The organism is Conyzicola sp., assembly GCF_046714715.1.
Classification (GTDB): Bacteria; Actinomycetota; Actinomycetes; order Actinomycetales; family Microbacteriaceae; genus Conyzicola.
In genome coordinates, this window is sequence record NZ_JBKKAD010000168.1 from 14,968 (window position 1) to 35,052 (window position 20,085).

At 69.5% G+C, this 20,085-nt stretch carries 18 protein-coding genes; 12 read left to right on the forward strand and 6 right to left on the reverse strand.

Translation table 11 applies throughout. The features are described 5' to 3' along the window. Positions 1-84: 84 nt before the first annotated feature. From ACLQ6X_RS12895 to ACLQ6X_RS12905, 3 genes are read right to left on the reverse strand one after another with little or no spacing between them, the layout of a single operon-like run. Positions 85-1,716: a tripartite tricarboxylate transporter permease gene (locus ACLQ6X_RS12895; RefSeq protein WP_411700553.1), complete on the reverse strand. Its 1,632-nt coding sequence runs from the start codon at positions 1,714-1,716 to the stop codon at positions 85-87. Position 1,717: 1 nt separating this feature from the next. Then, a complete protein-coding gene (locus ACLQ6X_RS12900) occupies positions 1,718-2,305 on the reverse strand; it encodes a tripartite tricarboxylate transporter TctB family protein (protein WP_411700554.1) in 588 nt (195 codons plus the stop codon). Positions 2,306-2,307: 2 nt separating this feature from the next. Continuing rightward, on the reverse strand, positions 2,308-3,321 hold the full coding sequence (locus ACLQ6X_RS12905) for a Bug family tripartite tricarboxylate transporter substrate binding protein (RefSeq protein WP_411700555.1): 1,014 nt from the start codon (positions 3,319-3,321) through the stop codon (positions 2,308-2,310). A 179-nt stretch (positions 3,322-3,500) separates the two neighbouring features. Between ACLQ6X_RS12905 and ACLQ6X_RS12910 the strand changes: the two genes are divergently transcribed. From ACLQ6X_RS12910 to ACLQ6X_RS12935, 6 genes are all read left to right on the forward strand, one after another. Beyond that, positions 3,501-5,138 carry an ATP-binding protein gene (locus ACLQ6X_RS12910; protein ID WP_411700556.1) on the forward strand — a complete coding sequence of 546 codons (1,638 nt, stop codon included), beginning with the start codon at positions 3,501-3,503 and terminating at the stop codon, positions 5,136-5,138. Then, the gene (locus ACLQ6X_RS12915) at positions 5,135-5,845 is read left to right on the forward strand and encodes a response regulator (protein ID WP_411700557.1); all 711 of its coding nucleotides are present in this window, start codon (positions 5,135-5,137) and stop codon (positions 5,843-5,845) included. Before ACLQ6X_RS12910 ends, ACLQ6X_RS12915 begins: the two co-directional genes overlap by 4 nt. A gap of 158 nt (positions 5,846-6,003) precedes the next feature. After that, on the forward strand, positions 6,004-6,303 hold the full coding sequence (gene gatC / locus ACLQ6X_RS12920) for an Asp-tRNA(Asn)/Glu-tRNA(Gln) amidotransferase subunit GatC (protein WP_411700558.1): 300 nt from the start codon (positions 6,004-6,006) through the stop codon (positions 6,301-6,303). Positions 6,304-6,306: 3 nt separating this feature from the next. After that, the gene (gene gatA, locus ACLQ6X_RS12925) at positions 6,307-7,845 is read left to right on the forward strand and encodes an Asp-tRNA(Asn)/Glu-tRNA(Gln) amidotransferase subunit GatA (protein ID WP_411700559.1); all 1,539 of its coding nucleotides are present in this window, start codon (positions 6,307-6,309) and stop codon (positions 7,843-7,845) included. Beyond that, positions 7,845-9,359 carry an Asp-tRNA(Asn)/Glu-tRNA(Gln) amidotransferase subunit GatB gene (gene gatB, locus ACLQ6X_RS12930; protein WP_411700560.1) on the forward strand — a complete coding sequence of 505 codons (1,515 nt, stop codon included), beginning with the start codon at positions 7,845-7,847 and terminating at the stop codon, positions 9,357-9,359. The genes gatA and gatB overlap by 1 nt, the downstream gene beginning before the upstream one ends. Beyond that, positions 9,356-9,907 carry a hypothetical protein gene (locus tag ACLQ6X_RS12935; protein ID WP_411700561.1) on the forward strand — a complete coding sequence of 184 codons (552 nt, stop codon included), beginning with the start codon at positions 9,356-9,358 and terminating at the stop codon, positions 9,905-9,907. Before gatB ends, ACLQ6X_RS12935 begins: the two co-directional genes overlap by 4 nt. Before the next feature lie 13 nt (positions 9,908-9,920). Here ACLQ6X_RS12935 and ACLQ6X_RS12940 read toward each other — a convergent pair whose 3' ends face one another. After that, entirely contained in the window at positions 9,921-11,048 is a 1,128-nt protein-coding gene (locus ACLQ6X_RS12940) for an FUSC family protein (protein WP_411700562.1), read from the reverse strand. A gap of 57 nt (positions 11,049-11,105) precedes the next feature. Here ACLQ6X_RS12940 and ACLQ6X_RS12945 point away from each other — a divergent pair, with 57 nt between their 5' ends. Beyond that, a complete protein-coding gene (locus ACLQ6X_RS12945) occupies positions 11,106-11,612 on the forward strand; it encodes a macro domain-containing protein (protein ID WP_411700563.1) in 507 nt (168 codons plus the stop codon). A gap of 66 nt (positions 11,613-11,678) precedes the next feature. Here ACLQ6X_RS12945 and ACLQ6X_RS12950 read toward each other — a convergent pair whose 3' ends face one another. Then, positions 11,679-12,599 carry a hypothetical protein gene (locus tag ACLQ6X_RS12950; protein WP_411700564.1) on the reverse strand — a complete coding sequence of 307 codons (921 nt, stop codon included), beginning with the start codon at positions 12,597-12,599 and terminating at the stop codon, positions 11,679-11,681. Continuing rightward, entirely contained in the window at positions 12,596-13,249 is a 654-nt protein-coding gene (locus ACLQ6X_RS12955; RefSeq protein ID WP_411700565.1) for a SatD family protein, read from the reverse strand. The genes ACLQ6X_RS12950 and ACLQ6X_RS12955 overlap by 4 nt, the downstream gene beginning before the upstream one ends. A gap of 116 nt (positions 13,250-13,365) precedes the next feature. Here ACLQ6X_RS12955 and ACLQ6X_RS12960 point away from each other — a divergent pair, with 116 nt between their 5' ends. From ACLQ6X_RS12960 to ACLQ6X_RS12980, 5 genes are all read left to right on the forward strand, one after another. Continuing rightward, a complete protein-coding gene (locus tag ACLQ6X_RS12960) occupies positions 13,366-14,493 on the forward strand; it encodes a LacI family DNA-binding transcriptional regulator (RefSeq protein WP_411700566.1) in 1,128 nt (375 codons plus the stop codon). Between the two features lie 247 nt (positions 14,494-14,740). Beyond that, the gene (locus ACLQ6X_RS12965; RefSeq protein WP_411700567.1) at positions 14,741-16,402 is read left to right on the forward strand and encodes an ABC transporter substrate-binding protein; all 1,662 of its coding nucleotides are present in this window, start codon (positions 14,741-14,743) and stop codon (positions 16,400-16,402) included. Next, on the forward strand, positions 16,395-17,447 hold the full coding sequence (locus tag ACLQ6X_RS12970) for an ABC transporter permease (protein ID WP_411700568.1): 1,053 nt from the start codon (positions 16,395-16,397) through the stop codon (positions 17,445-17,447). Before ACLQ6X_RS12965 ends, ACLQ6X_RS12970 begins: the two co-directional genes overlap by 8 nt. A gap of 8 nt (positions 17,448-17,455) precedes the next feature. Then, positions 17,456-18,370, forward strand: coding sequence for an ABC transporter permease (locus ACLQ6X_RS12975; protein ID WP_411700569.1), 915 nt, complete (start codon positions 17,456-17,458; stop codon positions 18,368-18,370). Continuing rightward, positions 18,367-20,076, forward strand: coding sequence for an ABC transporter ATP-binding protein (locus tag ACLQ6X_RS12980; protein ID WP_411700570.1), 1,710 nt, complete (start codon positions 18,367-18,369; stop codon positions 20,074-20,076). Before ACLQ6X_RS12975 ends, ACLQ6X_RS12980 begins: the two co-directional genes overlap by 4 nt. Positions 20,077-20,085: the final 9 nt, after the last annotated feature.

A 20,085-nucleotide genomic window follows, 5' to 3' on the forward strand; every position in this document is an offset into this window, starting at 1 on the left:
ACTCGCCCGGGCCGCACCCCTCACACGAAACGGAGGACGGCGGGCGGGTAGGGGAGACACCCCACCCCCGCCCGCCGTCCTCGGTCAGGCGTCGCCGTCCTTGTGATCCACGGTACGGATCTCCGAGGTCTTCACGTCGCTCGGGCGCTGCCCCGGCTCCCACATGCGGTTCACCGCGGCGTCGACCGAGGTGTCCGCCGCGGCGGCCGCGGCGAGGGCGTGCTCGAGCCGGCTCTGGCGGTGACGCAGCCAGAGGCCCAGCGCGATGATCACGATGAGCGCCAGGTAGCAGATCGCCGCGAACGGACGGGTGAACAGCGCGGTCAGGTCCCCCTGGCTCAGCTGCAGCGCTCGCCGCAGCTGAGCCTCCGCCATCGGCCCCAGGATCAGGCCGATCACGAGCGGGGCGATCGGGTAGCCGTACCGGCGCAGGAAGTACCCGATGACGCCGATCACCAGCAGGATGACGATGTCGACGATCGAGAAGTTCACCGCGTAGGCGCCCAGCGCCGCGAAGGTGAGGATGCCCGCGTAGAGGTACGGACGGGGGATCTGCAGCAGCTTCACCCAGATGCCGACGAGCGGCAGGTTGAGCACGAGCAGCATCACGTTGCCGATGTACAGGCTCGCGATGAGCGCCCAGACGAGCGCCGGCTGGTTCGTGAACAGCTGCGGCCCCGGCTGGATGCCGTACGACTGGAACGCCGAGAGGATGATCGCGGCGGTGGCGGTCGTCGGCAGGCCCAGCGTGAGCAGCGGCACGAGTACACCGGCGGCGGCCGCGTTGTTGGCGGCCTCCGGACCGGCGACACCCTCGATGGCCCCGCGGCCGAACTGGTCCTTGTGCTTGCTCAGCTTCTTCTCGCTCGCGTAGGAGAGGAAGGTGGCGACGTCGGCGCCGCCGGCCGGGATCGTACCGATCGGGAATCCGATCGCGGTTCCGCGCAGCCACGGCTTCCACGAGCGGCGCCAGTCGTCCTTCGTCATCCAGCTGCGCCAGCCGCGCGTCACGGGCACGAGGTTCACCGGCCCGTGCCGCATCCGCGAAGCCACATAGAGCGTCTCGCCCACCGCGAACAGGCCGACCGCCACCAGCACGACGTCGATGCCGTCGGCGAGCGGCAACAGCCCGAAGGTGTAGCGCTGCTGACCGGAGAGGATCTCCGTGCCGACCAGCCCCAGGAACAGGCCGATGCCGAGCGAGGTGAGGCCGCGCCACACCGACGAGCCGAGCAGGGCGCCGACGGTGATGAACGCGATCACCATCAGCGCCACATAGTCGGCGGGGGCGAGGTTCACCGCCCACGCGGCGATCGTCGGTGCCAGGAGGGTGAGCCCGATGGTGGCGATCGATCCGGCGATGAACGACCCGATGGCGGCCGTGGCGAGCGCGGCGGCACCGCGCCCGAGTTTCGCCATCTTGTTGCCCTCGAGCGCCGTGACGATCGAGGCGGACTCCCCGGGCGTATTGAGCAGGATGCTCGTGGTCGACCCGCCGTACATTCCGCCGTAGTAGATGCCGGCGAAGGTGATGAGAGCGGCGGTCGGGTCGAGCGCGTAGGTGAGAGGCAGCAGCAGCGCGACGGTCATGGCCGGGCCGATGCCCGGCAGCACGCCGACCGCCGTGCCGATCAGCACGCCGATGAAGCCGTAGATGAGGTACTCGGGCTGGAGGGCGGTGGCGAACCCCTCCATGAGGTTCATGATGTTGTCCACGTCAGATCCCCAGCCCGTCGATCAGCGGCTCGAGCCAGCCGAGTAGGGGGCCTGCCGGCAGGGAGAGCCCGAGCAGACCGCCGAACAGCACGTACACGACGAGCCCGAGGGCGAGCCCGATCAGCAGCGCGCCCCACCAGCGTTTCGCGCCGAGGCTCCAGGCGACGCCGCCGAAGAGCACCGCGGCCGCGAACGGCCAGCCGATGATCTCGATGAGCGCGATGTGGGCGACCACGAAGGCCACGATCTTGGCGAGCGTCACCCAGTCGGTGCGGGCGGTGTCGTCGATGTCCTCGCCCTCCTCGAGCTCGGCCACCTTGCCGCGGAAGACGCTGACCAGCACGGCCGCGGCCGAGATCACCAGGATCGTGCCGACGAGAAACGGGAACACACGCGGGCCGACCTGCGTACCCGAGGAGGGCACGCGGATGGCGAAGGCGCCGACGAACACGAACACCCCGAGCGCCAGGGCGAGGGCGGCGAAGATCAGTTCGCCGGCCTTCGCCCTGATGCCGGAGGCGCCGGTGCCGGATGCGCCCGCCGCACGCGCGGGGCCGGAGCCCGGCGCGTGCGCGGTTGGGGCGCTCATGGTCAGCCGACCAAGCCGATGTTCGTCAGGGTCGTGGTGACCTCGGCGATGTTCTCGTCGAGGAACGACGTGAACTCGTCACCGACGAGGAAGGCGTCGGCCCAGCCCCGCGTCTCGAGCTCGGCCGTCCATGCCTCGCTGTCGTGCAGCTGCGTCACGACGTCGATGAGGGCGTCGCGGTCGCCGTCGGAGATGTCGCTCGGCGCGAGCAGTCCGCGCCAGTTCGTCAGCACGACGTCGTAGCCCTCCTCGGTGATGGTCGGCACGTCGGGCAGGTTCGCGGCCGGTTCCGCGGATGACACGGCCAGCGCCTTCATCGTGCCGGCGTCGATGTGCTCGACGAATTCGCCGATGCCCGAGATACCGGCCGACGCGTTGTTGCCGAGGATCAGCGCGACCGCCTCGCCGCCGCCCGAGTTCGGGATGTAGTTCAGGTTCTCGCCGATCTCCGCGCCCGTGAGGCCCGCCTCTTCGAGCAGCAGGCCGGCCAGGATGTGGTCGGCGCCGCCGGCGGAGCCGCCCGTGACCGTGACATCCTGACCGTTCTCGACGATGTCGTCGACGAGGTCTTCGAGCGTGTCGTAGTCCGAGTCCGCGGGCACGACCACGACGAGCGGCTCCTCCGTGAGGCGGGCGATCGGCGTCGTGTCCTCCATGCGGTTCTGGGCTGCGTTCGTCTCGACCGCGCCCACCATCACGAGGCCGGTGACCATCAGGCTGTGCGGGTCCTTCTCGTTGGCGAGCGACGCCAGACCGACGGTGCCGCCGGCGCCGCCGATGTTGGTGACCGGCGCGGTGTCGACGATCTCCTCTGCGGTGAGCAGCTGGGAGATCGAGCGTCCCGTCTGGTCCCAGCCGCCGCCCGGTTCGGCGGGGACGATGATCTGGAGGTCGGTGACGGCGGTGGCTTCGGCGCCGCCCTCGCCGGAGCCGGAACCGCCGGTGTCGGTGCTGCTGCAGGATGCCAGGGTCAGGGCCGCGGTTGCGGCCACGATGACCAGTGCGAGTCGTCGCATGAATCTTCTCCTCGTTGAGTGCCCGCCACGACGGCGGACGCGATTGCTGATTGGACGGTACCCACCGCCGGCCGCATCACGACCCTTTCGTAACTATTGGCCGCGACTCACCGGGGCCGCGCGACGGGGCCGACGGTGCGTTTCCGCGGGCGACGCACGACAATGGGGGAGTGAAAGCAATGTCGCTTCGAAACCAGCTCCTGCTGTTGCAGGCGCTGATCGTGTGCGTCGTTGTGCTCGCGACCGGGATCGTGGCGGCGAGCCTGTCGGAGCGGCAGGTGCGCGACGCCTACCTCGACCGGATGATCGGTGTGGCCCAGTCGGTCGCCGGGCTTCCCGCGATCCGGGACGCGTTCGACGACCCCGACCCCGCCGCCGTCATCCAGCCCATCGCCGAAGTCATCCGCGAGGCGTCGAACGTGACCTACGTCGTGGTGACCGACGTCCGTGGCATCCGCTATTCGCACCCCGACGCAGACCGCATCGGCGAACGGGTCTCGACCGATCCGTCGGTGCCGCTCTCCGGCGAGACGTATGTGGGCACGCAGACCGGAACGCTCGGCGAGTCGTGGCGGGCGAAGGTACCGGTGCGGGTCGACGACGGCACGGTCGTGGGCACCGTGTCGGTCGGGATCCTCGAATCGTCGCTGCGGGCCGACTTCGTGGGCGGCCTGAGCGGGCTGGTCATCGCGCTCGTCGCGTCGGCCGTGGTGGGTATCTTCGGGGCGGGGTGGGTGACCGCGATCATCCGGCGACGCATCTACCGACTGGAGCCGAAGGAGATCGCGTCGCTGGTCGGGTCGCGCGAGACGATGCTGCACGGGCTCAGCGAAGGCGTCATCAGCGTGGACGAGAACGGGGTCATCGTTCTCGTCAACGACGCGGCGCTCGAGCTGCTCGCGCTGGAGACCGACACGCTCACCGGACACGCGGCCGCGGAGGTGCTGGAGGCGCCGCTCGTCGCGGTGCTGGAACGCGGCGAGGCCGGCGGGCAGCTGGTGCTGGCGGGGGAACGCATCCTGGTCGCCCGAAGCACGGGCACCGAGTTCGACGGGCACGCGGTCGGCGCGACGCTGCTGGTGCGCGACCACACCGAGCTGCACCAGCTGTTGCGCGAGATGGACGGCGCCCAGTCGCTGACCAACGGCCTGCGAGCACAGGCGCACGAGTTCGCGAACAAGCTGCACGTGATCTCCGGCCTGCTCGAACTCGGGCTAGTCGACGAGGCGCGCGACTTCGTGGAACGCACCGGCACCGGCGGCGCGCTGCGCGTGGCGGGCGAGGAGGTCATCCGCGAGATCCCAGAGCTCGCCGCGCTGCTGCTCGTGAAGGCCAGCCACGCCCGCGAACTGGGCATGCGCGTGGCGATCACGCCGTCGGAGCCGCTGCCGGCCGTGTTGCGGTCGGATGCCGCGGCGAGCCTGCGCGGCGATCTGGTGACCGTCGTGGGCAACCTCATCGACAACGCGCTGGAGGCGTGTGCCGCGGGAAACCACATCGAGCTGAGCTTCGCGGTCGACGGGGGCCTCGTGCGGCTGACGGTGGACGACGACGGCTCGGGAATCGAGCCCGACCAGTACGAGCGGGTGTTCGAGGAGGGCGTCAGTTCGAAGACGGTTCCGGGCGGCGGGGCGGATGCCGGCCCGGAGACGGCGGCCACCCTGCGACGCCGGGGCATCGGGCTGGCCCTGGTGCGTCGCATCGTGGAACGCTCCGGCGGACGCGCCACCGTCGGCCGGTCGGATCTCGGGGGAGCGCGGTTCACCGTGGAACTGCCGCTGGGTGCCGCTGTGCTCGCGGGCAGGGTGACGCGGTGACCGTTTCGCCCAAGCTGCGCACCATCATCGTCGACGACGACGCCGAGGTGGCGGTGCTGCACGCCCGTTTCGTCGCGGTGCATCCGGCGTTCGAGGTGGTCGCGACCGCGCACAGCGGGCCGGACGCCCTGCGGCTCATCGAGCTGCACCGTCCCGACCTCGTGCTGCTCGACTTCGACCTGCCGGGGCTGTCGGGTCTCGAGGTGCTGCGGGATTTCCGGGCGCTCGGCGGCCACCAGCCCGAGGTCATCGCGGTCACGGCCGCCCGCGACGTTGACAGCGTGCGACAGGCACGCAGCGCGGGCATCCAGCACTATCTGGTCAAACCGTTCACCGCCGCGAATCTGCAGGCCCGCCTCGAGGATGTGGCCCGCGACCGTCTCGCCATGCTCGGCTCCCAGACCACCGACGGCCTCGCGCAGCGTGACATCGACGCGCTGATGCGCTCGGGTGCGACAGGACGCGCGCCGGCAGGGCGGCCGGCGCCGCTTCCGAAGGGGCTGAGCGCGCCCACGCTCGAGACGGTCGAGGGCGCGCTGGCGGGCGCGCCGAACAGTTCCGCGGCGGAGATCGCCACCCTGTCGGGACTCTCGCGGGTGAGCGCCCGGCGCTACCTGGAATACCTCGTCTCCGTTCGCCGCGCCCGCAAGTCGCTCGACTACGAGACCGCGGGCCGGCCCTCGGCGCGATTCAGCGTCCTCCACTGAGCGGGAGGGCGGTCGCCCGCCTGCCCCGTCCGCGCTGGGCACCACGCAACGCTCGGCCCGTTAAGCTGGAGTGTCTCGAGCTGGCCCATGTGCCCGCACGATCGCACCGCACGATCGCACTGCTCTCAACCGCACCGCTCACAACCGCACGGAGTCCCATGTCTGAAATCACGACCGACGTCGTCTCGCACCTCGCGAACCTCGCGCGGATAGCGCTGACGCCCGAAGAGATCGAGACGCTTTCGGGCGAACTCGGCGCGATCCTCGACAACGTCGCCAAGGTGAGCGAGGTGGCCACGCCCGACGTGCCCGCCACGAGCCACCCGATCCCGCTCTTCAACGTGTTCCGCCCTGACGTGCCCGGCGCGACGCTGACCGCCGAACAGGCGCTCGCCGGAGCTCCCGAGCACGACGGCGCCCGCTTCAAGGTGTCGGCCATTCTCGGAGAGGAGCAGTAACCCATGACGCTCATCAACCTCAGCGCCGCGGCGCTCGCCGACAAGCTCGCCAGCGGCGAGGTCTCTTCGGTCGAAGCCACGCAGGCCCACCTCGACCGCATCGCCGCCGTCGACGGAGACGTGCACGCGTTCCTCCACGTCTCCGCCGATGCCCTGACCACGGCGGCTGCCGTCGATGCCAAGCGCGCCGCGGGCGAGAAGCTCGGCCCGCTCGCCGGTGTGCCCGTCGCCATCAAAGACGTGCTCTGCACCATCGACATGCCGTCGACCGCCGGATCGAAGATCCTCGAGGGATGGGTTCCGCCCTACGACGCCACGGTGGTCGCCCGCCTGCGCGCCGCGAACCTCATCCCGCTCGGCAAGACCAACATGGACGAGTTCGCGATGGGCTCGTCGACCGAGCACTCCGCGTACGGCCCCACCCACAACCCGTGGGACCTCGAACGCATCCCCGGCGGCTCGGGCGGCGGCTCGGCAGCGGCCGTCGCCGCCTTCGAGGCGCCCCTCGCCCTCGGCTCCGACACCGGCGGATCCATCCGCCAGCCCGCGGCCGTCACCGGCTCGGTCGGGGTCAAGCCCACCTACGGCGGCGTGTCCCGCTATGGCGCAATCGCCCTGGCGAGCTCGCTCGACCAGGTCGGCCCCGTTTCCCGTACGGTGCTCGACGCAGCTCTGCTTCACGACGTGATCGGCGGTCATGACCCGCGCGATTCCACCTCCCTCACCGACGAATGGCCCAGTTTCACGGACGCGGCGCTCGCGGGCCGGAAAGCCGAGAGCCTCAAGGGACTCCGTGTCGGCGTCGTCAAACAACTCGACGCTCCCGGCTTCCAGTCCGGAGTGACGCAGCGCTTCCACGAGAGTCTCGAGATCCTCGCGGCAGCTGGCGCCGAGATCGTCGAAGTGGATGCACCCAACTTCGAGTACGCGGTCGCCGCGTACTACCTGATTCTTCCGGCCGAAGCGTCGTCGAACCTCGCGAAGTTCGACTCTGTGCGATTCGGCCTCCGCGTGAACCCTGTGGGGGGAGGCACCGTCGAAGACGTGATGGCCGCCACCCGCGAGCAGGGCTTCGGTCCCGAGGTGAAGCGCCGTGTCATCCTCGGCACCTACGCTCTCAGCGCCGGCTACTACGACGCCTACTACGGCAGTGCGCAGAAGGTGCGCACGCTGATCCAGAGCGACTTCGCGGCGGCGTTCGACAAGGTCGACGTTCTCGTCAGCCCGTCGGCCCCGACCACCGCGTTCAAGATCGGCGAGAAGATCGACGACCCGCTCGCGATGTACCTGAACGACGTCACCACGATCCCGGCGAACCTCGCCGGCATCCCCGGCATGAGCCTCCCGATCGGGCTCGCCCCCGAAGACGGCCTGCCCGTCGGCATCCAGATCATGGCCCCCGCGCGGGCGGATGCGCGCCTGTACGGGGTGGGCGCGACGCTTGAGCGTCTGCTGGAAGAAAAGTGGGGCCACACCCTCATCAGCCGGATCCCCGACCTCAGCCAGACCGAGATGCGCGCAGCAACAGAAGGAGCCATCTGATGGCCAAGGCAGAACTGATGGACTACGACAAGGCGCTCGAGCTCTTCGAGCCGGTGCTCGGCTTCGAAGTCCACATCGAACTCAACACCAAGACCAAGATGTTCTCCGACGCGCCGAACCCCGCCAACAGTGAGAACCAGGGCGCCGAGCCGAACACGCAGATCACGCCCGTCGACCTCGGTCTGCCGGGCAGCCTGCCGGTCGTTAACGAGCAGGCGGTGAAGTTCGCGATCAGCCTCGGCCTCGCCCTCGGCTGCGAGATCGCACCGTCGAGCCGCTTCGCGCGGAAAAACTACTTCTACCCGGACCTCGCGAAGAACTACCAGATCAGCCAGTCGGATGAACCGATCGCCCACGACGGCAACGTGGAGGTCGAACTGCCCAACGGCCGCGTCTTCCAGGTGTCGATCGAACGCGCCCACATGGAGGAGGACGCCGGCAAGCTCACGCACGTCGGCGGCTCGACCGGCCGCATCCAGGGCGCCGAGTACTCGCTCGTCGACTACAACCGCGCCGGCGTTCCGCTCGTCGAGATCGTCACCGACATCATCTACGGCGCCGAAGCCGACGCACCCGATCTCGCGAAGGCCTACGTCTCGACGATCCGCGACATCGCGGTCTCGCTCGGCATCTCCGAGGCGAAGATGGAGCGCGGCAACCTGCGCTGCGACGCGAACATCTCGCTGACCCCGCGCGGCTCGGGCAAGCTCGGCACCCGCACCGAGACGAAGAACGTCAACTCGCTGCGCAGTGTCGAACGTGCCATCCGTTACGAAATCCAGCGCCAGGCGGCCATCCTCGCGAAGGGCGGCACCATCACGCAGGAGACTCGTCACTGGCACGAGGACACCGGCGTGACGAGCGCCGGACGTCCGAAGAGCGACGCCGACGACTACCGCTACTTCCCAGAACCCGACCTGGTGCCGGTGCGCCCCAGCATCGAGCTCGTCGAGGAGCTGCGGGCGGCGCTGCCCGAGGCTCCCGCCGTCCGCCGCCGCCGCCTCAAGGAGGCGTGGAGCTTCACCGACCTCGAGTTCCAGGACGTGCTGAACTCCGGCCTGCTCGTCGAGGTGGAGGAGACGGTCGCCGCGGGCGCCGCTCCCGCCCAGGCCCGCAAGTGGTGGACGGGCGAGATCGCCCGCCTCGCGAACGTCGCCGGCGTCGACGCGTCGTCGCTCGTCTCGCCGCTGCACGTGTCGCTGCTCATCGCCATGATCGAGGGCGGCGAGCTGACCGACCGTCTGGCGCGCCAGGTGCTCGAGGGCGTCGTGGCCGGCGAGGGCAGCCCCGCCGAGGTCACGAAGGCCCGCGGCCTCGTGGTCGTGTCCGACGACGGCCCGCTCATCGCCGCCATCGACGAGGCTCTCGCCGCCCAGCCCGACGTGCTCGAGAAGATCCGCGACGGCAAGGTGCAGGCCGCCGGCGCGGTCATCGGCGCGGTCATGAAAGCCATGCGCGGCACGGCCGACGCGGCCCGCGTGCGCGAGCTCGTGCTGGAGCGCGCGCAGCAGTGACGACGGCGACGACGGGCCGCGAGCCATGGTGGCGTGTCATCGTGTGGGGGCTCGTCGTCGTCGTGATGGTGACGCTGTTCGTGCTCGGAGAGACCATCGTCGCGGCGGTATTCACGGGGGTGGTCTTCAACGGCGCCGACAGCGGTTCGACGCAGCTCAACCTGCCCGCGGGTGGGATGGCGCTCGGCATTGCCCTCGTGGCGGTCGCGGTGGGCGTCGTGGTCGGCCGTCGCGATCTGCCGGCGAAGCGGGGACGACCCCGCGGAGCCGTGACGCTCGTGCTGTTCATCGTGTTCGCGGCCATCGCGTGCGTGTCGTGGGCGGTGGCCGGCGTCGCCATCGTGGTGAACGGCTGGCCGAATCTGCTCGATTCTCCGAGCGGGAGACCGGTCACACTCGACGCCTGGCCCGCGTGGGTCGGCGCGGTCGTCTACCTGGTGTTGTCCGCAGCGAACGCCGGGCTCGCGGTGTATCTGGCCCGACGTGTGCGCGCTGCCGAGGCGGGAACCGGACGCCGACGGGAAGAGCCCGTGTCGTCGGGCGTGTAACTGCCCTTGTCGTCTATTCCGCCGTGCCCGCCGCGGCGCCGTTCGGGCGTTGCGCCATGATGGCCAGGATGCGCCTCGCGCTCACCGCCACCGATGCCGCGGTGCTGAGCGACGACGGCGCGCTGTCGTGCTGCTCGTCGAGGCGGGCCAGCGCGGCCTCGAGGGCGCTGTCGGCGGCCGTGACGGCACTCGAAACGTCGTCGCCGGCATTGCGCGACTCGAGCACGCCGCCGATCGCCCGCAGTGCGTCGCTCAGCGGCTCACGCAGCTCGGCCGGCAGTTCGGCCGCGAACGAGCGCTGCCAGATGGCGGCGGCGAGCACGTCGGTCACGTCGCGCACGTGGAAGGTGATCGACTCCAGGTCGTAGAGGTCGGCGTAGTCGCTGCCGAGGTCGCGCTTGTGCAGGCGCGCCCGCGGGTTGCCCTTACCGGTCTCCTCGGCGTCGCGCAGCGCATCGCGCACGGCATCGGCTGTCTCCCGCAGGGTGTCGCTGCGGTCGGCCCAGTCCTCGTTCGCGGGCGGCCAGCTGTCGACGAGCGCGTCGGCCATCTCGTCGAGATGTGTGGCGAGCAGGGTGCGGAAGTCGTGGAGGCCCGACACCGCCGCGGTCACCCGCAGCGGCGGGAAGATCGCGAAGTTCACGATCAGGCCGACCGCGATGCCCACGCCCATCTGCACGATGTAGCCGATCGAGTACGACTCCGCGTCGCCGCCACCGACAATGAGTACGAAGAGGGCCGCGACGGGCGCGTAGCCTCCGCTCTGGCTGAGCCAGCGGAAACCGGAGACGAGCACGCCGAGGCCCACGACCAGCGCGATGGTGAGAAAGTTGGGCTCCGCGAAGAGGATGACGGCACCGGCGAGCAGAATGCCGACCGCGAGCCCGACCAGGGTCTGCAGCCCGACGCGTACCGAACCCATGAGCGTGGGCGTCATACTGATCAGCGCACCGAGGGGCGCGTAGTAGGGGTAGTCGTCGGCCACGCCGGGAACGAAGGGGGCGACGAACCAGGCGATCCCCACCGCGAGGGACGTCTTGGCCGCGAGCAGCAGGCGCGAGTCGGTGACCCAGGCCTTCACCGGAAGGCGAGCCCGCAGCAGCGGGAGGCGTGAGCGCGCGGGGGAGCCAGAATTACCCATCCGGGCAATGCTACGGGGGCCTGCTGTGACGACGGTGCGCGGGGTATCGTCCTGAACGTGACATCCATCATCGCGACCCAGGCCGACATCACCCGTTTCCCGTCCGACGTCATCGTCAACGCCGCGAACACGAGCCTGCTCGGCGGCGGGGGAGTCGACGGCGCCATCCACCGAGCCGCCGGACCGCGGCTGCTCGAGGCGACGCGGCTGCTCGGCGGAGCGCGCACCGGTGAGGCGAAGATGACGGATACGTTCGGTATCGAGAGCGCCGAAAAGATCATTCACACGGTGGGTCCGGTGTATGCGTCGCATCCGGAGGCCGATGCGGCGCGTCTCCTGGGCGACTGCTACCGCAACAGCCTCACGCTCGCGGCGGAGTTTCGTTCGATAGCGTTTCCCGCCATCTCTACGGGCGTCTACGGGTACCCGCCGGCGGCGGCCGCGGCCGTCGCGGTGAGCGCGATCAGGGAGTGGCTGGCGCAGCACCCGGATACCGCGCTTGAGACGATCACGCTCGTCGCTCACAGCGCGGCCGACCTGGCGATCCTGCAGCGGGCCCTCTGACCTGCCTATTAGGCGAGCACTGATATCGCCTGTCTATTAGTTTCAGGCTAATAGTCAGCGTGGTTCCTAGGCGGCCGACGCTCCGAGGGTCACCAGCAGGGCCACGAGCAGCACGAGCGCCCAGCTGGCGAAGCTGCCGACGAGGAAGTACTCCGCCTTCGACCCGCCCGAGGTGTCTTTCGAGATCTCGGGGAAGCGGATGATGCCCTTCGCCGCGACCAGCGCGGCGATCGCCGTGAACTGGCCGGCGAGCACCAGCGCGAGCAGGAAGAGGCGCTCGAGCGGGCCGATGAAGCGGCCGCCCTTCAACTCGACGAAGGGGGCGGCGGGCGGTTCTGGTGACAGGGCTGGTTCGGGTGCGGCAGCTGGCTGCGGTGCGAGCGGCTCGCGCCACCACCACCGTCGTCGGCCCGCGCTCGCCGGCGCTGTGGTCAACGGTTCGAGAGTCGTTGTCGAGTCGAGCAGGCTCGGCGCCGCACGCTCGCCACGTAGCGCCAGCCGCACGATCACGTTCGATGTCTCAACGAGGAAGAGGGCGCCGCCCACCGCGAGGGCGAACGTGGCGAAGCTGATGCCGTCGAGAACGGAGTACGGCAGCGCCTCGTACCAGTCGGGAAGCGGGCCGTGGGCACGCGGAAGCCACGGTCCCCAGACGAAGGCGGCGACGATCACGGCGGCGAGTGCGCCGAGAGCCCAGTATCCGGCGCCGCGGTCGGCCCCGCGGCCGCTGTCGCCGCCCGCGTCACCTTTGTCGCCCTCGCGCGTCGCGAACAGCCAGCCGATGATCGCGGCGGCCGCGATCGGCGACCACCAGAGGGGCAGGCCGCTCGCCACCGAGGCGAGCACGAATGCCGCGATGCCGAGGGCAGCGCCGACGACGGTGGAGACGGCCGACCGGCGGTCGTCGCGTCGGGCACGGGCACCGCCGCGCACCCGGGCGAGGTCGGCGAGGCCGCGCGCGCCGCGGAAGAAGGCGAGCAGGATCATCCGAACACCCCCGTCGTCTCGAGCAAGAGCGCCTCGCCGGCGATCACCGCGTTCGCGCCGCTTCGGGCGAGGTTCTGCGACACCGCGGACTGCGTGATGCCCTCCTTCTGCGCGAGCACACCCTGCGTCTCGCCGAGCAGCTGGCCGAGCAGCAGCCGCCTGGCCCGCGCGTTCATGGCGCTGACGATCTGGTCGCGGCCGAGCAGGTAGGCGTTGACGAGCGCCTCGGTCGGGGTCGGTTCGGCCGCCCGGAACCAGGTGCGAACGAAGCCGAGCTTCGAGTATTCGTGTTTGCGTGCCTCATCGATCGCCCTCCTCGCGGCCCACCATGCGGAACCATCCTGCAACACACCGGCGACACCCGTACCGATCGCCGCGAGCTCGCCGAGACCCAGGCCGAAACGGCAGTCCACGCCCTCGGGCAGCGCGAGCCGCGCGCGCAACGACGCGCTCAGGGCGGTTCCGAGGTCGGCGTAGGCCGCCTGGAACTCGTCGCCGACGGTCGGCTGCAGCGGCTGGTCGGCCGCCACCAGGTCGTTGACCCGGCCGAACGCCTGCTCGATCTGCCGCTGTAGTTCGCGACGGTCGGAGTGCGACCGTGACTTCGAGACGTCGACGATCACGGCGACGGCGTTCGCTGAGGCATCCATCCAATTAGGCTATACCTAATTCCAGCCAAAAATAAGTCTGAATCTTATGTCTTAGCGCGGAAATCGACGCGGCTAGGCTGACACGAGCGGCGAAACAAGGCGGGGAGGGGTGACGGATGGCGAAGCTCCCCACTGTCTACGACGTCGCCGAGCGCTCCAACGTGTCGATCGCCACGGTCTCGCGCGTGCTTCGCAGCCCCGACGCCGTGCGCGAGCAGACCCGCGAACGTGTGCTCGAGGCGGTGCGCTACCTCGGTTACGTGCCGAGCGGCAACGCCCGTGCACTCGCCGCCCGCCGCACCAACGTGATCGGCCTGTTCTTCCCCGGTCACGACGACCTCGACGCGACCGAGATCCTCACGCCCGGCTCGAGCGGCGAGGTGCCGATCGTCGTCGACGACGGCTCCGTCGCCCAGCAGTCCGAGAACCTGTACTTCGACGAGGTGCTGCGCGGTGCCGAGATCGAGGCCTGGCGCCACGGCCTCGCTCTCATGGTCGCGGCCGGCCGGGGCGCATCCCGCGAGGCGCTCGTGAACGACATCGCCGGACGCGTCGACGGCCTGGCCGTGCTGGCCCGCACCGTTCCCGACGAGCTGCTCGCCCACGTCGCCCGCCGCATCCCGGTCGTGGTGCTGGCCGGTTCGCAGCGCGACGACGGCTTCGACCACGTGAGCGCGAGCAACGGCCCCGGCATGCGCACCCTCGCGAGCCACGTCTTCGAGACGCACGGCGTGCGAGACCCCATCTACATCGCGGGACCGACCGATTCTCCGGATGACGCGGAGCGACGCGAGGGCTTCCGTGAGGCACTGCGCGCCGCGGGAATCGCGGAGGACGCGGTCACCCTCGAGCGCGGCGACTTCACCCGCGAGGGCGGACGCGCGATCGCCGAGCGGCTCGTCGAGCGCGGAGCGCTGGGCCGCGAGACCCCGGGTGCGGCGACCGGAACCCGCCCGCCCGGCGTGCGCGCCGTCATCTGCTCGAACGACCAGACCGCCCTCGGCGTGCTCGACGTGCTCGAGGCGCGGGGCATCCGCGTTCCGCACGACGTGCTCGTGACGGGGTTCGACGGCATCACCGCGGGCGCGCACTCGCGCCCGCGGCTCACGACCGTGCACCAGCCGATGGTCGAGCTCGGCCGCGCGGCGGTGCACGCGATCACCGCGCGACTCGACGACCCGACCCTCGGCCCGCAGTCGCTCACGCTGCCGGTGAGCGTCGTGCTGCGCGACAGCTGCCCCTAGCGCGCGGCGGTGCCGAACCGGTTCAAGCCCCGTTGCCGTGACCGGTCGCGCAACTCAGGCAGGATCCGTGGCGCGGTGCGGGGCACCCACCGCGATCCGCACGAGCCCGGGCCCCGCGACATCCGCCCCGCCCTTTCTGCCTGAGTTGCGACGCCTGCACCGCGCGCCGCGGGTTGCGGGGAGCAATGTAAGCGCATACACTCAACCCAGAGCAGGATTCAGTTCAACGATGACTGGAACGGTAGTAATGAAGCAACCAACAAGAACCCGCACGCGACGCACCCTCGCGGCATTCGCCGTGGCGACCGCGGGCGTGATGCTCGCGGCGTGCAGCATCCAAATCGAGAGCGCGCCCGATCCCTCGATTCCCGACGACACGATGCTCGTCGCGGCCGACAACGGCTCACCGCTGTTCGAGCGCAACTTCAACCCGTACATGACGAACAAGCGCACGGCGGCGTTCTACATGTACGAGCCGCTGGTGATCCTCGACAACGTGACCGGCGAAGAGCACCCGTGGCTCGCGACCGGCTACGAGCTGACCGACCCGTCGACCGTGGTCTACACGATGCGCGACGGCGTCACCTGGAGCGACGGCGAGCCCCTCACGAGCGACGACGTCGCGTTCAGCTTCCAGCTGCTGAAAGACGTGCCGGCGTTCGACATCCAGGGCATCTGGAGCTACATCGACAGCGTCGAGTCGACGGACACGACCGTGACGGTGCACCTCAACGCCGCCGACGTTCCCGCGGCCCAGCTCATCGGAACGACCCTCATCGTGCCCGAGCACATCTGGGCCGACGTCGACGACCCGGAGACGTTCCGCAATCCCGACCCCGTGGGCACCGGGCCGTACGTGCTCGGCAACTTCGCCGCGCAGCAGTACACGGTCGACAAGAACCCCGACTACTGGCAGGCCGACAAGGTCGCCGCCGAGCACATCATCCTGCCGGCCACGAACACGCAGCTCGACGTCGCCACCAAGGGCTACGACTGGGCGTACTCGTTCATCAGCGACGTCGACGGCACCTGGGTCGCGGCCGGCAACGAGAACACCTACTGGTTCCCGCCGGGAGGCACGATCGCGCTGTTCCCGAACCTCACGAAGGCGCCCTTCAACGACCTGAACCTGCGCAAGGGACTGTCGGCCGCGCTCGACCGGGCCGCCGTGGGTGACGCCGCGGCGGAGGGCTACATGGACCCGGCCGGCCAGACCAACATCCTGCTGCCCTACCAGCAGGACGCGCTCGACCCGTCGATCCCGAACGCCGGGCTGCTCGACAAGAACGACACGGCGGCACTCGACTTCTTCGCGAAGGCCGGCTACACGCAGCAGGGCGGCAAACTCGTCGACGCGGGCGGCAGCCAGCTGAGCTTCTCGATCACCACCGCCAACGGCTACAACGACTGGCTCAAGGGAGTGCAGGAGGTGCAGAAGCAGTGGGGCGCCCTCGGCATCGACGTGAAGGTCGACAGCCCGCAGCCCGCGGCCTACCAGCTCGCCCTGCGCAACGGCGAGTACGACTTCGCGATGGGCGGCACGGGAGGTACCGGGTCTATCTTCCGCGACTTCAACGGCCTGCTCTCGAGCGACTATCTCAAGCCGGTAGGCGAGGAGGCGGGCAACAACTTCGAGCGCTTCGACAGCCCCGAGGCGCAGTCCATCCTCGACCGGTACAAGCTCGCGATCGATCCGGAGGAGCAGAAGCAGCTCGGCTACCAGCTGCAGCAGATCGTCTACAACGAGCTGCCCGTGCTCAGCCTCTACTACGGCGGATCCTGGGGCCTCGTCAGCGACGCAAAGTTCACCGGCTGGCCGAGCGAAGACGACCCGTACGCGAGCCCGAAGACCTACGAGTCGACACCCCTGCTCGTTCTCACCCACCTGAAGGCGGTCGACGATGACTAGCGCAATTCTCGAGACGACGGATGCCGCGGCGCCCGTTCAATCGCACGGCGGAGGCAGACGCGCCCTCGCGTACACCTTGCGCAAACTGGGGCTGTTCGTGCTCACCCTGTGGGCGGCGATCACCCTCAACTTCGCGCTGCCGCGGCTCATGCCCGGCTCGCCCGCCGACGCCGCGCTGGCCAAGCTCTCCCAGAACGGACCGGTGAGCGAGGCGACGAAGGCGGCGATCGAGGCCCAGCTCGGTGTGCCGAGCGGCAACATCGTCGAGCAGTACGTGACGTACCTGCACCAGGTGGTCACGCTCGACTTCGGGGTCTCGTACACGTTCTACCCGCAGTCGGTCTCCGAACTCGTGTCGACCGCGCTGCCGTACACGCTCGTGCTGGTCGGCGTCGTGACGATCGTCGCGTTCGTGCTGGGCACGCTGCTCGGCGTGCTGGCCGCGTGGAAGCGCGGCACCTGGCTCGACACCCTGCCGACCCTGGCCGGCTCGTTCGCGAGCGCGTTCCCGTACTTCTGGACGGCGCTGCTGCTGCTCTTCTTCGCCGGCTATGTCTGGCGCCTGTTCCCGACCAGCGGCGCCTACGGGCCGACGGCTTCGCCGCAGTTCAGCGTCGAGTTCCTCGGCGACGCGCTCTACCACGCGTTCCTGCCGGCGCTCACGATCCTCATCACGTCGCTCGGCGGCTGGATCCTCGGCATGCGCAACACGATGATCTCCACCCTCGGCGACGACTACGTCACGTTCGCCGAGGCGAACGGGCTCAAGCCGCGCACGGTGGCCCTGCGCTACGCCGCCCGCAACGCGATCCTGCCGAACCTCACCTCGTTCGGGCTCGCGCTCGGCGGCGTGGTCGGCGGCTCGATCCTCGTCGAGCGCGTGTTCGGCTACCCGGGCGTCGGCTATCTGCTGTTCAACGCCGTCACCAACCAGGACTACCCGCTCATGCAGGCGCTGTTCCTGATGATCACGGTCAGCGTGCTGGTGGCCAATTTCCTCGTCGACATCCTGTACGGCGTTCTCGACCCGCGGACCCGGAAGTGAGCGCGACCATGACCACCCAGACCCTGTCGCGCTCGGAGACGCAGATTCCCGACGCCCCCAGCCCGTGGAAGGTCTTCGCCCGCGTCGCCTCCACCGTGTGGTCGAATGGCAAGGCCCGCATCGGCCTCATCGTTCTCGGCCTGTTCATCCTCGTCGCGGTCTTCGCGCCGCTCATTGCGCCGTACGGCGCCACCGAGAACGGCTTCGACCGCAGCGCCGACGCGAGCGCCGCCCACTGGCTCGGAACCACCGCGGCGGGGGAGGATGTTCTGAGCCAGCTCATCTGGGGCTCGCAGATCAGCATCTTCGTCGGCCTGATCGCTGGACTGTTCTCGACCATCATCGCCGTCTTCATCGGCCTGAGCTGGGGCTACGTGCGCGGCTTCGGGGCCGACGTGATCAACTTCGTCGTCAACCTGTTCCTGGTGATCCCCGGCCTGCCGCTCATGATCGTGATCGCCGCCTACCTCTCCGGCGGCGGCATCGGCATGATCATCATCGTCGTGGTGATCACCGGCTGGGCGTGGGGCGCGCGCGTGCTGCGCAGCCAGACGCAGTCGCTGCGTTCGCGCGACTTCGTGACGGCGGCGGTCTTCAGCGGCGAGCGTCCGTTCCGCATCGTGTTCCGCGAGATCCTGCCGAACATGACGTCGCTGATCGTCGGCAACTTCTTCGGCGCGGCCACCGCGGCGATCCTCGCCGAAGCCGGACTCGAGTACCTCGGACTCGGCGACTCGAGCATCGTCAGCTGGGGCACCATGCTGTTCTGGGCGCAGAACTCGAACGCCCTGCTCACCGGCCAGTGGGCGCTGCTGTTCGCGCCCGGCCTGTGCATCGCGCTGCTCGCGACCTCCCTCACCCTCATCAACTTCGGCGTGGACGGCATCAGCAACCCGCGCCTTCGCGAAGGAGCGAAGAAGTGACGAACGTACAGAACAACGAGACCCTGCTGGAAGTGCACGACCTGTCGGTCGACTACGGCTACGGGGCGGATGCGACCCACGCCGTGCGCAACATCGAGTTCCGGCTCGCGCGCGGCGAGTTCGTCGGGCTCGTCGGCGAATCGGGGTCGGGCAAGTCGACGCTCGGTTTCGCCCTCACCGGCCTGTCGAAGCCGCCCGCCCACATCGAGAAGGGGCGCATCCTGTTCGGCGGCAAGGACATCGCGAGCCTCGGCCAGGAGCAGCTGCGCGAGCAGCGACACGGCGGCATCGCCATGGTGCTGCAGAGCGGTATGAACGCGCTCAACCCGGTGCGCAGCATCCGCAATCATTTCGTCGACATCTTCCGCGCCCACGGCCACGTGACCCGCGACGACTGGAACGCCCGCGCGCTCGAGCTCGTCGGCAAGGTCGAGCTGCCGGCGACGGTGCTCGACCGCTACCCGGGCGAGCTCAGCGGCGGTATGCGCCAGCGCGTGTCGATCGCGCTCGCACTGTCGCTCGAGCCCGAGCTCATGGTGTTCGACGAGCCGACCACCGCGCTCGACGTGCTCGTGCAGCATGCCGTGATGAACACGATCATCGAGCTGCAGAAGGCGGAGAACTTCACGGCGATCCTGATCAGCCACGACCTCGGCATCGTGCTCGAGAGCGCGCAACGCGTGATGGTGATGCACGAGGGACGCATCGTCGAAGACGCGTCGGCGGGTGACATCCTGAACAACCCGCAGAACGACTACACGCGCATGCTGCTCTCGCACTACGCCGACCCGCGGGCCGACGTCGTCGAGCTGCCCGGCTTCGTCGACCGCAACCAGCGCGCGGCCACGGGCCAGAAGCGCGCGAGCGGCGCGACACACCCGCCGACCGTGTCGTCGCGCGAGCGCCGTAGCGACCAGAAGGCGATCGTCGTCGAGGGCGTGAGCAAGGTCTACCCGGCGGCGCGTCGCGGCGAGAACCCGGTGCGCGCCGTCGACAACGTGTCGTTCACGCTCGAGCCGGGCCAGTCGCTCGCACTCGTGGGGGCATCGGGCAGCGGCAAGTCGACCATCGCGAAGATGATCACGGCCGTCGAGAAGCCGACCGACGGGCGCATCATGTTCGGCGACCTCGATGTCGGAAGACTGCGCCGCGGCCGGTTCCGCACCCTGCACAGCGACGTGCAGATGGTGTTCCAAGACCCGTACGCCGCGCTGAACCCGCTGCACACGGTCGAGTACACGCTCACCCGGCCGGTCGTGAACTTCACCGGGCTGCACGGGCGCGACGCCCGCCGTCGCGTGCTCGAGCTGCTCGACACCGTCGGACTCTCGCCCGTCGAGGAGTTCGCGGCCAAACTGCCGCACCAGCTCTCCGGCGGTCAGCGTCAGCGCGTCGTCATCGCCCGGGCCCTCGCCAGCAACCCGCAGGAGATCATCGCCGACGAGCCGGTGTCGATGCTCGACGTCTCATTGCGCGCCGGGGTGCTCGCCCTGCTCGAGGACCTGCGCGAACAGTGGGGCGTCTCGATGCTCTACATCACGCACGACCTGCTGAGCGCCCGCGTCGTCACCGACAACATCATGGTGCTCAACCAGGGCCGCGTCGTCGAGAAGGGCAACACCGCCGACGTGCTGCGCAACCCGACCGACGAGTACACGATGCGGTTGCTCGACGCCGTTCCCAACCCGCGCAAAGACGTGGCCTAGCCCCCGCTT